This is a genomic window from Pontibacter aydingkolensis (assembly GCF_019443125.1).
Lineage (GTDB): Bacteria > Bacteroidota > Bacteroidia > Cytophagales > Hymenobacteraceae > Pontibacter > Pontibacter aydingkolensis.
In genome coordinates, this window is sequence record NZ_JAHYXK010000005.1 from 108382 (window position 1) to 122822 (window position 14441).

General features: G+C 44.8%; 12 protein-coding genes. 6 read left to right on the forward strand and 6 right to left on the reverse strand.

The window, feature by feature from the left end:
• The first annotated feature begins 176 nt into the window (after positions 1–176).
• A complete protein-coding gene (polA, locus tag K0O23_RS08110; protein ID WP_219876911.1) occupies positions 177–3026 on the forward strand; it encodes a DNA polymerase I in 2850 nt (949 codons plus the stop codon).
• A 129-nt stretch (positions 3027–3155) separates the two neighbouring features.
• Here polA and K0O23_RS08115 read toward each other — a convergent pair whose 3' ends face one another.
• Positions 3156–4598, reverse strand: coding sequence for an SGNH/GDSL hydrolase family protein (locus K0O23_RS08115; protein WP_219876912.1), 1443 nt, complete (start codon positions 4596–4598; stop codon positions 3156–3158).
• 15 nt (positions 4599–4613) lie between these two features.
• A complete protein-coding gene (locus K0O23_RS08120; protein ID WP_219876913.1) occupies positions 4614–5852 on the reverse strand; it encodes an OmpP1/FadL family transporter in 1239 nt (412 codons plus the stop codon).
• A 359-nt stretch (positions 5853–6211) separates the two neighbouring features.
• On the opposite strand from K0O23_RS08120, the gene K0O23_RS08125 reads away from it, so the two are divergent.
• Entirely contained in the window at positions 6212–7105 is an 894-nt protein-coding gene (locus K0O23_RS08125) for an NAD(P)/FAD-dependent oxidoreductase (RefSeq protein ID WP_219876914.1), read from the forward strand.
• A gap of 6 nt (positions 7106–7111) precedes the next feature.
• On the opposite strand, the gene K0O23_RS08130 is transcribed toward K0O23_RS08125, so the two are convergent.
• Together K0O23_RS08130 and K0O23_RS08135 are read right to left on the reverse strand one after the other, a co-directional pair.
• The gene (locus K0O23_RS08130) at positions 7112–7996 is read right to left on the reverse strand and encodes a cyanophycinase (protein WP_219876915.1); all 885 of its coding nucleotides are present in this window, start codon (positions 7994–7996) and stop codon (positions 7112–7114) included.
• A 110-nt stretch (positions 7997–8106) separates the two neighbouring features.
• Positions 8107–8973: a sterol desaturase family protein gene (locus K0O23_RS08135; RefSeq protein WP_219876916.1), complete on the reverse strand. Its 867-nt coding sequence runs from the start codon at positions 8971–8973 to the stop codon at positions 8107–8109.
• 322 nt (positions 8974–9295) lie between these two features.
• Between K0O23_RS08135 and K0O23_RS08140 the strand changes: the two genes are divergently transcribed.
• On the forward strand, positions 9296–9460 hold the full coding sequence (locus K0O23_RS08140) for a hypothetical protein (protein ID WP_219876917.1): 165 nt from the start codon (positions 9296–9298) through the stop codon (positions 9458–9460).
• 806 nt (positions 9461–10266) lie between these two features.
• Here the strand turns inward: K0O23_RS08140 and K0O23_RS08145 are convergent.
• A complete protein-coding gene (locus K0O23_RS08145; RefSeq protein WP_219876918.1) occupies positions 10267–10851 on the reverse strand; it encodes a hypothetical protein in 585 nt (194 codons plus the stop codon).
• A gap of 185 nt (positions 10852–11036) precedes the next feature.
• Between K0O23_RS08145 and K0O23_RS08150 the strand changes: the two genes are divergently transcribed.
• Entirely contained in the window at positions 11037–12980 is a 1944-nt protein-coding gene (locus tag K0O23_RS08150) for a S9 family peptidase (RefSeq protein WP_219876919.1), read from the forward strand.
• A gap of 114 nt (positions 12981–13094) precedes the next feature.
• A complete protein-coding gene (locus K0O23_RS08155; protein ID WP_219876920.1) occupies positions 13095–13496 on the forward strand; it encodes an MBL fold metallo-hydrolase in 402 nt (133 codons plus the stop codon).
• A gap of 22 nt (positions 13497–13518) precedes the next feature.
• On the opposite strand, the gene arfB is transcribed toward K0O23_RS08155, so the two are convergent.
• A complete protein-coding gene (gene arfB, locus K0O23_RS08160; RefSeq protein ID WP_219876921.1) occupies positions 13519–13929 on the reverse strand; it encodes an alternative ribosome rescue aminoacyl-tRNA hydrolase ArfB in 411 nt (136 codons plus the stop codon).
• Positions 13930–14045: 116 nt separating this feature from the next.
• On the opposite strand from arfB, the gene K0O23_RS08165 reads away from it, so the two are divergent.
• Positions 14046–14429 carry a sensory rhodopsin transducer gene (locus K0O23_RS08165; RefSeq protein ID WP_219876922.1) on the forward strand — a complete coding sequence of 128 codons (384 nt, stop codon included), beginning with the start codon at positions 14046–14048 and terminating at the stop codon, positions 14427–14429.
• Positions 14430–14441: the final 12 nt, after the last annotated feature.

Sequence of the window (14441 nt, forward strand, 5' to 3'; positions counted from 1 at the left end):
AATTTTATCCCAAAAAAATGTGTAGAAAAATTCCACATTTTGTGGCGCATAGCTACAGGTTGTACCATTCATTTTTAAATCGGCCGAAACAAAAAGAGCGCATCATACTATCAATACAAGAACAAACTGGTACTGCTATAAAGAAAAGACTGCCTAAAAATGATTAAATTAGCCCCATGAGTGAACCACGCAAGAAACTGTTTCTGCTAGATGCCCTAGCACTTATATACCGCGCACACTTTGCCTTCAGCAAAAACCCGCGCATTAACTCTAAAGGCATGAATACCGGCGCTGCCCTGGGCTTTACCAATACATTGGTAGAGGTGCTCCAGAAAGAAAAGCCCACCCACATTGGTGTTGCTTTCGACTCAGCCGCTAAGACCTTCCGACACGATAATTTTGCCGAGTATAAAGCTAACCGCCAAGCCATGCCTGAAGACATATCGCTGGCCATACCTTACTGCAAAAAAATTGTTGAGGCCTTTAATATTCCCGTGCTGATTATGGACGGCTACGAGGCCGATGATATTATTGGCACATTGGCCTGTAAAGCAGAAAAAGATGGTTTTGATGTGTACATGATGACGCCTGACAAGGATTACTGCCAGCTGGTAACAGACCATATTTTCCTTTACAAGCCAGCTTTTATGGGTAATGCCATCGAAGTATGGGATGTGCAGAAGGTGCTTCAGAAATGGGAGATTGAGCGCGTAGAGCAGGTAATAGATATACTTGGCCTGCAGGGCGATGCTGTGGATAATATACCGGGCATACCGGGCATTGGCGAGAAAACAGCCAAGTCGCTTATACAGCGCTTCGGCTCTGTAGAAAATCTTATTGCTAATTCTGACCAGCTGAAAGGCAAGCAACAGGAAAATGTAGTAAACTTTGCAAGCCAGGGCATGATGTCGAAAGAACTGGCTACCATACACCGCGATGTGCCTATTGCGTACAGCGCAGATGCCCTGCATTACGATGGCCCTAATGAGGAAAGTATTACAGAGCTTTTCGCAGAACTGGAATTCAGACAGCTGGCGCAGCGTGTACTTGGCCAGACACTAGCATCAGCAGCTACAACCACAGTTGCCAAACCTGCAGCCCGAAAAGGCAAGGCTGGTGCATCTGCCCAAACATCTCTTTTTGATGCCCCTGCTACAGACGTTGCCGAAGATGTAGCTTTGGAAGAGACGGTACCTGCCATAATGCGAAGTATAAAAACTACGCAACAGGACTACCACCTCATTAATACACCGGAGTTACGCCAAAGCCTTATTAGTTATTTACTTAAGCAAGACGAGATATCTTTTGATACCGAAACAACAAGTATAGACCCCATTACAGCAGCCTTGGTGGGTATGTCGTTTTGTTACCGCGCCGGTGAGGCCTATTACGTGCCCGTGCCACCCAATAATCCGGAAGAAACTCAGCGCATAGTAGATGAGTTTAAGCCAGTGCTCGAAAATCCGAATATTGCCAAGGTAGGCCAGAACATCAAGTATGACATACTGGTGATGAAAAACTACAAGGTAGAGGTGCAAGAGCCAATATTTGATACAATGATAGCGCACTATCTGCTGGAGCCGGAAATGCGCCACAACATGGATGTGCTTTCTGAAACTTACCTTAACTACAGTCCGGTACCTATTACAGACCTGATCGGACCTAAAGGCAAGAACCAGAAAACCATGGCCGACCTTGCTCCTGAAGATGTTAAGGACTATGCCTGCGAAGACGCAGATGTTACCCTACAGCTAAAACTATACTTTGAGCCACTGCTGCAAGAGCAGGGCCTGATGAAACTCTTTAATAACATCGAAAACCCACTGGTGCAGGTGCTGGCCGATGTAGAAAAGGAAGGTATAAGTATAGATTCTAATGCCCTGGCTGATATTTCGGTACAACTGGAAGCCGAGATCACCACGATAGAAAAGCGCATTTTCGAGATAGCCGGCGAGCAGTTTAACATTGGCTCTCCCAAGCAGCTAGGCGAGATCCTGTTCGATAAGCTGGAACTGCAGGGCAAAGGTAAGGTTAAAAAGACTAAAACAGGACAGCACGCCACCGGCGAGGAAATACTTTCTAAACTGGCTGGTGAGCATGAGATCGTGCGGCTTATACTTGACCATCGCCAGCTTACAAAGTTAAAGTCAACTTACGTGGATGCGCTGCCGCAACTTGTGTGCGAACTCGATGGCCGCGTGCATACATCTTTTAACCAGGCAGTAACAGCAACAGGCCGCTTAAGCTCCACTAACCCTAACTTGCAAAATATTCCTATCCGCACAGAGCGGGGCCGCGAGATACGCAAGGCTTTTGTGCCGCGCAACGATAACCACCTGATCATATCTGCTGACTACTCACAAATTGAGCTACGCATTATGGCAGATTTCAGCGGAGACCCAACTATGAAGGAAGCCTTCAAAAACGGTCAGGACATTCACGCTTCTACAGCCAGCAAGGTGTTTGATGTGCCGCTGGAGCAGGTAGACAGCGAAATGCGCCGCAAAGCAAAGATGGTGAACTTCGGTATTATCTACGGCATTTCGGCATTTGGCCTGGCAGAGCGCTTGGGTATACCCCGCCACGAGGCCGCTGATATCATTGAAGCATACTTTCAGGAGTTCCCGGCAATTAAAGAGTATATGGATACCACTATCGAGAAAGCGCGCGAACTAGAGTATGCTGAAACGCTGCTTGGCCGCCGTCGCTACCTCCGCGACATTAATTCCCGCAACGCCACCATTCGTGCTTTTGCAGAGCGCAACGCCATTAATGCACCAATACAGGGCACAGCCGCTGATATTATCAAGATTGCCATGATCAACATTCATGACTACTTGAAGCAGGAAAAACTCAAGACCCGCATGATCTTACAGGTACATGACGAATTATTGTTTGATGCACCTAAAGACGAAGTGGAGATTGTAACGCCTAAAATCGTAGAACTAATGTCGAATGCCCTGCAGCTGAGCGTACCGATGGAAGTAGGCCTGGGAGTTGGAGAGAACTGGCTGGAAGCGCATTAAAATTGATTTATACTTGTAACTTAATCAATAAGGACAGGCAAGTATGTAAAGTATAAAAACAGGCTATAAGCTAAAAAAGCACCCCAAACTGGGGTGCTTTTTTAGCTTACTTTAAACTTTAAATTCCAGTTATGGAAGAAGTACTGCTCGGTATTGTGTCTCATCAACCTGAGGCACTGTTGAGTTATACTTTGAATTGATGGCCTTAATTATTTCGTTCGCTGCAATTGCACTGCCTCTAGGTGTTAAATGAATACCGTCCAGCGAGAATAAGTTACCTGTAATATATGATGGAGAATAAGTTACACTATTTCTAACAAAACCATTTTTGATACTGTTAAAGTAGCCATACGCATCCCAAAGAGCTAAGCCTTTTGCAGTCGCCTGCGCCTTGATAATATCATTAAATGCAGTGGTTGCATTCTTTATATTCACCTGCTCTGCAGCATCAAGAACCAAGGCACTTGGAAGCGGATTACCTTGCGAAAGGCCAAACATCTGCGTCGTATCAATTTGGTAATTTGCTAGTATAGCCGTAAGGGTAGCATTAACTGTAACAGGATCTGGACTTGAGCTTACCTGACGTGCAAGCAACCTCCAGTACCTACCAGTTGGCGTACCAAGAAGTGGAGCGTAAGCAGATGCTGTAAGTGGAAAGTATACACCTCCTTCTACATTTATTTGCGATGGAGTAATTACGATTCTTGAATTACCCGATTCTGTAAGAGCAACTACAGCAGGTATTTTGTTAGCAGCGAGTAGCTGCTTCACTGAACCTCCTACTGTGGTAAAGAAAGGAACTGCTGTTACATCCGGAACAGTAGCCAAAACACCTTCTTTTCCGCCAGCTGTCAGTGCATCTACAAGTTCAGTATAGTTCGCTGTAAAAGTGTTCACTGGCGTAATACGCTGTGCATCTGAATTAAGCATACCGCCTGAGAAGGCACCACCAGAAGTAGCATACGCCAACACATCATTCTCTGCAATCCACAAACTAAAGAAAGTGTGATTCGCAGCTTGCGCTTGGGCCTGTACATACTGCAGGTAAGTAAGTCCAGGATTGTCAGTTAATCGCTCAAAATAAGGGTTACCCTGCGTGCTGCCATACCCTGCTGTCTTGATATCTGCTACTCTTATACCAGGTATAGCCAGGTTGTTAATGTTGTTTGTAAACTTAGTATAAAGAGGGGTATTTTTAGAAGTAAGCCCTCTGATTGCTAAGTTAGTAGTAACTGTTTCAGTTATAGGAGTTCCCTGAGGAGTAAAGCCTACCAGTTTTAAATATCCGGATCCGTTTGCTTGCGCCTCTGAGAATAATGGCTGCACAAACTCTCCGCCACCCACTTCTTCAAACTGATCAGCTAGTATAGCGGGCAATGAGGATAATTGACTTTCACGATACAAGCCCCCATCAGCGAAACCTGCACTAAGTGAGTTGCCTACAGCAAGGTAAGAAGTGAAGTCAGCCTCACCCGACGACGGATCTGGTGCATCAATCTCAGGGTCGCAGCTTGTCAAAAGTATACCGGCTGTTAAAGCCAGCACACTCGATTTATAAAAAAACTTTTTCATGACTGTTTCTGGAAATTAAAATTTGTAATTCAGGGCTAAACCTGGGATATAAGCAGTAGCCTTATAGGTACCGGCAACAGATCTGGAAAACTCAGCTGAATCTGTTCTTTTCTTTTTATTGATGTAAAGGAAAGAGGCATCTACGCTAAACTTCTCAGAAAGGGCATACCCAATACCGGCAGAAAGGCCACGAGAGTCAGCGTCAGGCGTCTCAGGAGTTAAGTATCCATCCTGTACAGGAGTCTGGTCATAATAGGCACCACCGCGCAAAGCCAGTTTATCATTTAACTGATACTCTGCACCTAAACGGAAGATAAAGGCATCATCGTAGTTTCTGGCGCTTTCAGATACACCAGAGCCTGCAACCGGTTTGCTAAAGTTAAATCGAAGAGATTCGTATTCGCTCCAGCCAACATGGCTCACATCGGCAGCCAGTGTTAGTTGCTCGTTTACTTTATAGCCTATGCCAAGTGATAAGGTAGCTGGCAATGGCAGGCTGGCAGAGAACTCAGCGCCCTCCGGGAAGTTTCCTCTTGCAGCCGCCGGAATGTTAGAGAACATTACGTCTCCGCCTTCTACTTCCAGTTCTATCTTAGAACGGTAATCTATACCAATAGAAAACTTCTCAGTGGCCTGATAGAAAGCTCCTATGTTTACACCAAAGCCGGTTTTGGCGCCACCATCCAGCTCGATTGCTCCTTCGGTGCCATCCTGCCCCTGTACTGGCAATACACGCTGTAAGTTTACACCACCTGTAGCCACAACAAAGCCTAAACCTAAGCCAAGTTTATCACCAATTTTGTAACTAACTGTTGGCTGGAAGAAGATAGCCTGCAGATCTATTTCGTTAAGTGCATATCGTCCGTTCCACTCGTTACCCCATCTTACACCACTACCAAAAGGCGTATAAACACCTAAACCCACTGTCAACAGTTCGTCTACTGTGTAGGCAGCATACACCTGAAAGGGAGTACCAAAATCATTGTCGGCCTCTGCAGAGAAACCAGAAGGCTCTGTACCACGATATGCAATATGAGAACTGATTGCGCTTGCACCAATAGTTACACCGTTTTCACGAATGTGGCTTAATGCGCCGGGGTTAAAGAAAATGCTGGAAGTACCAGTCTGGATCCCGGTACCGGTATGGCCCATGCCTATCTGGCGCTGGCTTGCCAGGTTTACCTGATACCCTCCGGCCACAGCTGTGCCTGAAAGCAGTGCACTTCCCAAAAAGGCTAGTAATTTACTTTTCATAAAGATTATTGTTGTAGGATGATAGTACGTCTAAAACAAATATATAGAATTTTTGCACGCTATATAATGACTACATCGCTTTTTTCAAATATTTTTTGATTTGAGTCGAAAAACCACAAAGTATAACTTAGCTCCCTGCCTTTTGTTTTAGTCAAAAGTGCCTTAATGCTTTAAATAATTACTTTAATTAACAGCTAAGCAAAGTATGGCAGAAAACCAACAAGCAATATAGGTGTTGCTGGGAAACATTATACGAACTATAACAAAGGCTGTTCTTACCTGTTTTTAAAAAATTAGTGTTGTGCACCTATCCAAATGCTGTGTAATACGTTATCATATCCTCATAAAGAATATACAACATGTACGATGTTTTGATAATAGGAGGAGGGCCGGCAGGACTTAACGCTGCCATGATACTAGGCCGCTCCAGAAGAAAAGTTGCTCTCTTTGACAGTGGCGAACCCAGAAACCGATGGGCCCAAAGTATGAATGGCTTTTTAAGCAGCGACGGCATGGATCCTAACGAGTTTATAAAAAAGGGAAGGGCTGAGCTGGTAAAATATGAGGTTGAATTGATAGATATTAAAGTTGAAGCCGCGACGTACAGCAAAGGCCAGTTTATTGTAACCGATGCTCTTGGCAAAGTATATCATTCTAAAAAGCTGTTGCTGGCAACCGGCCTCAAGGATAAATTGCCACAAGTAGAGGGGGTTGAAGAGCTGTACGGCAAAAGCGTGCATCACTGCCCGTATTGCGATGGCTGGGAAAACAGGGACAAAGCAATCGCTGTATATGGCAAAGACCGGGATGGTATTGGCCAGGCACTGGCCATGAAAAACTGGAGCAGCCATATAACTCTTTATACAGACGGTACCGACAAACTAAGAAAAGAAGACCTGGAACTGCTTGAAAGAAATGAGGTTGCCTATAATACTGAACGAATTGTAAAACTCATCGGGGAAAACGGCCAACTGACACACATTATAACCAATGGCGGCAAAAAGAACCCGCAGGATGCCATGTTCTTCTCTATTGGTACTGAGCAGCAGTCTGATTTGGGCAAGCATCTGGGCTGCGAATTTACAGATGGGGGTGTAATTAAAACGCGTAGGCTACAAAAGTCGAATATACCTGGCTTATACGTGGCCGGAGATGCTGCCCGCGATGTTCAGATGGTGGTGGTAGCCGCAGCCGAGGGCGCTAAGGCTGGTGTAGCTATTAATATGGAGCTGCAACAGGAAGAGCGTAAATAAGACCTGTTAATTAGCTTTGGCTGTTCCATTTGCGGCTGGATGTTTCTCTGTAGCCAACACGGCAGCATTCTCAACAGGTATGAGCGTACCAAAGGTTACAATCGGCTGAAAAAGGTGCTCTTTCAGGCAATAGCGATACCCATTCACCAACAGGTGCATTTTTAGATTTTCAACAGCTATAGGTTCGTTCTCTGCCGCAGCGCGCACGTTAGAGAATGCTACCTGGCTTGCATCTATAATGGTTACTACACCAGGCCCGAACACCTCTACCTGATTACCCTTCTTGATAACAATACCAGTTTCTTCGCTAAGCCCGATGCCAATATAGTCAGGGTCATGGGCAACGGCATGCGCCAGGCGGCCAAACCGGCCACGTTCGGCAAAGTGCGTATCTATAAATACCTTTTTGATAAAAGAGCAGCCGGTTGTTGTTTTCATTTCTCCCTTTATAAGAGAATAGTGGCCGTATCCGTCATAGATCATTTTATCAGACATAATAGCAGCTCCAGCGCTCGTACCGGCAATAATGACTTCCTCCTCAATGTATCTGCGGCGAAGTATATCCAACAATTTAGTGCCATTTAAGAAATCTGCCAGCCTTACCTGATCTCCGCCGGTAAAGAAGATAACATTGGCCTTTTTAATGCGGTTAAGGTTATCTGCTGTATCAGCGCTATGCTCTTCGTCTATGCGCATGAAACGCACATTGTGGCACCCTAACTCCTCAAAAGCCGCTTTATAAGCTTGCCCTGATTCCTCAGCCTCAGTAGCTGCAGTAGCAATCACCTCTATATAAGACGTAAGTGAACATATCTTGGAGTGTATTAACTTTATAAGACCGTCGTCGTCGCCGCCACCTAAGGCAATCAGTTTCCCTTTTACTTCTTCCATTAACTCGTTTACTCTAAAACTGCCTAGTTATACTATGATTCCCAAACCTGGGTTGGCATTATCCTAAGGTATAACACATCTTATCTTGCAAAGTGCAAAAACATAACAATTTAAGGCAACAAGTGTTCCCTGCCAGGTAATTCTTCACGGGCTGGCACCTCTCCGTTCGGCAACTGCCAGGGTCTGGGCTTTTCGAAAGGCATCAGGAATAAATGCTTCGGCGACTGGTCGGCAGGGCTTCGGTAAGATGGAACGCCAATAGTTATACTTTGCTGCGGTATGTTCAGGCGCAGGGTCTGGTGCAGCCTGTCCCAGCACGAAAGTACAACGGAGTAATTGCTGTTAGTTTCTCGGGCTACTATGGAATGGTGGATGCCATGCATGCGTGGGGTAACTATAAAATTACAGAGCCTTCGCTCGAACCAGAACGGCAACTTCAGATTGCTATGATGAAAGGCAGTGCAGCCCTCAAAAACAATCTCGTAAAAAACCACCAATGGCGCAGGTACTCCCGACAAAGCGACTGCTAAACTACGGTATGGCACAGAGGCAACGTTCTCTCCAATATGAAAGCGCCATGCAGTTGAAAGGTCCAGGTCCATGTCTATATGATGCACATTGTGGAAGCGCCATAGTAGAGGCCATTTATGAAGCAGAACGTGCCACAGGTAATTAGAGTAATCCAGCAAAATAAAGCCTGCCGTATACTTTAGCCATTTAGGTATGCCCGGGTGCTGCAACAGTCCAACACCATTTTTATTCGACCACTTTGCAGCTGCGTACATGGCAGGCAGCAAGGCAAATCGCAGCGTCGGTAAGGCTGCCAATGCCACACTCCCGTTTTCAAAGTACCGTTCTGCAGCGGGCCTTACCCGTTTACGGAGCTGGTACTTAGCCTGTAGAATAAACAAAGCCGCGGCTGCACCTGCCAGCAAAGGCACTCCTATTTTATCAAACTTCGCGAACAGGAACTTCATATGCAGTAGCTATCGCTTACACACTATATAAGTTACACCCCTTATCCATTTAGTTGTCTGCAGGTTAACTTTTGTTTTTCAGGCCTTTAATTGTTCGGTTTCGTACAATAATATGTTCATAGACGGACATATCGCTACACCTAAAATCGACAATAATTTACACAATATACACAAAATCAAGCAGTTATAATGTTTGGCACACTACGTGTAATACCCCAATTAAATAAAAAATATTTTAGCAGGCCCAAGCAACCTTTGTTACTAAGCCGCTATCTATTAAATCAGAAAAACATTAATAATCAGAACCTTAAAATTTACTACTATGAAAATCGTGATCCTAATTTTCGTTTTATTATTCAGTTTTGGTGCAAGCGTTAAAAAGCAAGCCAAAGACATTAAAGAGTTAAAAGTAAGAGCAGAGCTTAACGAGTTCAGAACTTACCCTAACCTGTTACCTGTAGTTGAGATTGTATCAAGCCGTAACTAATCTTAACCTAACTGATAAGTAACAACATCTTTTTAGCCACTATACAAAATACAACTATGAAAAATTATCGCTCTTTTGTGCTTATGTTGGGTGTTTTCTGCTTTGCAGCCAAAGACACGTTTGATGCCAGAGCCACACATTAATAAGGGCAAGCACTTTGCTCTTAGCTCAGAGTCTTACCAAACAAAAGGTGTACAGGCTACCTACAACTTATAGCCTGTACACCAGTAAATTACTCACCATCGCCGGTACTGTTCTTATCTCTTTGTAACAGCAGACACAATGTTACAATTTGGCCGCCATTTATGCCTGCAAAAGCATGCATAGTACATTAGCAAAGGGCTTTACTACAAGTACAACTTTAAGAACATGAGCTGGTTTGATGTTACAAAATCAGCTTAGAAATCTTTTTATATGTTATTTTTTAAATATACATTTACTGCATTAATATATATTAATGCAGTTGTACGATAGTGCAGGCAAAGCAGAATGTATAACTTAGCCGGCAAGACTACCTGAGGAGAATTTAAACCGAATTAAAAGATATACCTTAAAGAAACAGGAGAAGAGCAAATCCCTTTTAGAACTAACTTAAGTTATTTAGCGCAGTGTTCTGCAGAAGTTAGTTAGAATTGCTGCAAGCCCCAAATTGCAGGTCTATGTAAACAGACAAACTTAAACAGAAATATAAGTTAGACACGCAAAGCTGTCGCTAGATAAAGCTCTTTTCCTCAGGAAGCCCGGTCCCCGCCGGGCTTCTGCATTTTATGACCAAGTACTAAAAAGTGCTAGCACCTTTATACTTCTTAGTTGTCTTTTTTCTTAAAAATATCGAGGATACTGCCGCTGTCCTGGTCTTTGGGGTTTTTAGTAGACTTCTTTCTTTTTTTGGTATCTTCTTCTTTGCCGCCAAACGGCCACCATCCTCTTTTTTCTTCTTTTTTCTCCTTCACGATCACATACCTAACTGATACACCCGACGACAGACCAACCCAGTCGGTGTGGTTAATGTGCACCGCTGGCTTCAGGTCTGCCGATAGCAGTATAGGCAATCCGTTTACTTTATACTCCAGGCCAATTATAGCATCGGCACCGGTAAACATGCCACTATCTTTTAAGTTGCCAACGTGGGCTCCGGCGCCTAAATAATAATTGAACCGTTTGCCCAGCAACGGAAAGTGCCATTCATATAGGGCTGTTCCGCTGTACTCGTTTGAGCCAACTGCCACAATACCTTCTATGGTGCCTTTTTCGTGCAGCTTCTGCTGAACCGAGACGCCAAATTTGTCGCTTTCGAAGCGGGGGCCAATGGCCGTTCTATACTTTTGTGCCTGGCTTATTGTACTTGCGCCGCAAACAATACAAAAAATAAAGAGTAGTTTCCTGATCATATGCAAAGGGTGAAATAATCCTGCTACAGCAAATACCTTTCCTTTTTGCTGCCGAAGTATAAATATAGTGCCTTGATTTAACAGCCAACCATATTAATTTTAAGCTTATAGCAAGTCATCTATTTGTTTTAATACTGAAATTCAGTAGCTTAACCTACGCTTACCTCACTTTAAAACTATAAACCATGAAAAAAAAATTGGGTTGGGCACCCGTTGCCTTCGCCATTGCGGCCCTTTTTGCCGGATGCCAGAGTACCACCTCCAACGAAAACCAGACTGCCGAACCAGTAGCTAATACCTACACCATTGAGCAGTTCATGAACACCACGGCCATAACTGGCAGCGACTTTTCAACAGACAACTCTAAAGTACTTTACTCGAGCAACCAGACGGGCGTTTACAATGCTTTTGAGGTGCCCGTAACCGGAGGCGAGCCCCGCCAGCTTACCAACTCAACGGACAACTCGGTGTTTGTGATATCTTACTTCCCAAAAGACGAACGCATTTTATACTCCAGCGACAAAGGCGGCGACGAGATAACCCACCTTTACATGCGCAGCCCCGACGGCACTGTAAAAGACCTGACACCAGAACCGAAGGCCAAAGCATCCTTTGCAGGCTGGAGCCACGACCAGAACAGCTTCTTCTTTTTGTCTAACAAGCGCGACCCGAAGTACTTTGACCTATATGAGATGAACCTCCAGACGCTCTCGCCAAAACTGGTGATGCAAAATGAACAGGGCTTTGAGGTAGCTGCCATCTCCCGCGATAAAAAGCATATTGGGCTGGTTAAAAGTATAAACACCAACAGCAGCGATATGTACCTGTACAACACAGACACAAAGCAGCTCAAAAAACTAACCAGCCACAAAGAAGATATAAAGTATTCCCCTGAAACTTTTACGCCAGACAGCAAACAGTTATACTTCCTGACAGATGAGGGCGGGGAGTTCCAGGAGCTCAAAAGTTATGACTTGGCCACAGGCAAAATAAGTAATGTTGAGAAAGCCGACTGGGACATCATGTATACTTATTTCTCACGCGACGGAAAGTATAGGGTAACAGGCATTAACAACGATGCCCGCACAGAGGTTAAAGTATACGATACCGCTACAGGTAAACAGGTACAGCTGCCCAACGTGCCTGCAGGCGATATTACCGGCGTAAACTTTTCGGACAACGAGAACCTGATGGCTTTCTACGTGAACAGCCCTACCTCGTCGAGTAACCTATATGTGCACGACTTCCAGAACAACAAGACTACGCAGCTTACCAACACCATGAACCCGGAGATCAACTCTAACGACCTGGTAAAGACAGAAGTAATCAGGTACAAGTCGTATGATGGTATGGAGATACCGGCCCTGTTGATGAAACCTAAGAATGCCAGCGCGAACAACAAAGTGCCTGCCGTGCTTTGGATACATGGTGGCCCGGGCGGGCAAACGCGCCTGAACTACAGCCCTTTGATGCAGTACCTGGTAAACCATGGCTATGCAGTGCTGGCCGTAAACAACCGCGGCAGCTCCGGCTATGGTAAAACATTTTTTGCTGCAGATGATCAGAAACATGGCGACGTGGACCTGAAGGACTGTGTTGAGGCCAAAAAATACTTAGCCAGCACAGGCTACGTAGCCGAGGATAAGATTGGCATTATGGGTGGCAGCTACGGTGGCTATATGGTTTTAGCTGGTCTTGCCTTTACCCCCGATGAGTTTGCCGTAGGCGTAAACCTGTTCGGTGTGGCAAACTGGCTGCGCACCCTGCAAAGTATACCTCCGTACTGGGAGTCGTTTAGAGAGGCGCTTTACAAGGAAATGGGCAACCCGGAAACAGACTCGGCAGCACTTTACAACAAATCACCGCTGTTTTTTGCGCACCAAATCAAAAAGCCACTGATGGTATTGCAAGGCGCCAACGACCCACGCGTTTTAAAAGTAGAGTCGGATGAGATAGTGGCAGCCGTGAAGAAAAATAATGTACCGGTAGAGTATGTAGTATTCGACGACGAAGGCCACGGCTTTGTAAAGAAAGAAAACCAGATAAAAGGCTACAGCGCCATACTTACTTTTTTAGATACACACCTGAAACGTAAGTCGGCATCTGCGGGCTCCAGCAGTAACAAATAAAAACATCAAATATAATCAGGCAGGCAGCGGAAACTGTTTCGCCTGCCTGGTTTATACTTTCAATCTATACTTCAAACTTATACTTCTGGCCCAAACATCATACCCTTGAGATTTATGCAAGAACTAGACATACTCACACAGGAACTATACAGCTGCGTTTGCTTTAAGAAAGGCGAAAACCCTGAACTGGAAAAGTTTTATACGCTTTTTCACAGTACTGGAAAGTTGATAAACAACAGTGGCAGCGAGCCTAAAGAATTTACGGTAGAGCAGTTTATACAAGAGGTAAAGCAGAAAATTGCCGATGGTAAAATAGAAGCCTTTCAGGAAAAAGAGGTTGCCAATAAAACAGATGTGTTCAGTAAAGTGGCACAGCGGTTTAGTACATACGAGGCACGTATCGATGAAAACAGCTCGCACCCCGTTATTGTAGGTGTTAACTGCATCCAGTTTATTCAGGCAAATGGGAAATGGCTTATAACTTCCATGGTCTGGGATGATGAGTCGGGTAAGTGATGGCTATAGTTTAAATACCTGATCACAAGTCGCCACGATAACTTCTGTTTGTCTTTTTCTCAGCCTGCTTCTTTTTGCCTTCCAGCCGTCGCCGCACCGATGCCCTGGTAGGCTTTGATGCTTTTCGTTTTTTCTGCTTTGTGAAGGCTTGGCGCAGCAACTCATAAAAGCGATCTATGCAGCGTTCTTTGTTTTTTAGCTGGCTGCGTTCTTCCTGGCAAACCACCTGCAAAAACCCTTCGCTGTTAATACGGTTGGCCAGTTTCTCCAGCACCAACTTTTTTTCCTCTTCGGTTAACAAGCCAGAGTTCTGCACATCGAATTTAAGCTCTACTTTTGTAGCTACTTTATTCACATTCTGCCCGCCGGCCCCTCCGCTCCTGGATGCCTGAAACTGCATTTCCTTCTCAAATTCTCTGTCCTGTAGTTGCATGCTACTAATTATTAAGTGCGTTAGTGCTTATTACTGATTGAGTACTTACGAAACCATACTTTAAAGTATAGCCGTAGTACATAGTGCAGACTAATATTAAGTATAAAACCCATACTATGAAAGAAGCCATCGGCCACAAACGCTGGGCAATAGCAGAAGGATACATTCCGTCTTACGGCAATGGCCCTGAGCCAGCATTTACCAGCTACGAAACCGCCTGTATCCTGAACACATCTGACCAGGACGCTAACATAAAGATATGGATATACTTCAGCGATCGTGATCCGGTTGGACCCTATGAGTTAAAAGTTCAGGCAAAGCGTACAAAACATGTCCGCTTTAACGACCTCAAAGATCCCGAACCTATTCCGTTGGATACTGATTATGCCAGTATCATTGAGTCAGATGTGCCTATTGTCGTGCAACATACCCGTCTTGATTTGCGCCAGGCCGAAAATGCCCTGCTAAGCACGATGGCTTTTCCGGCCGCAACTAACTAAACAGCAACTATT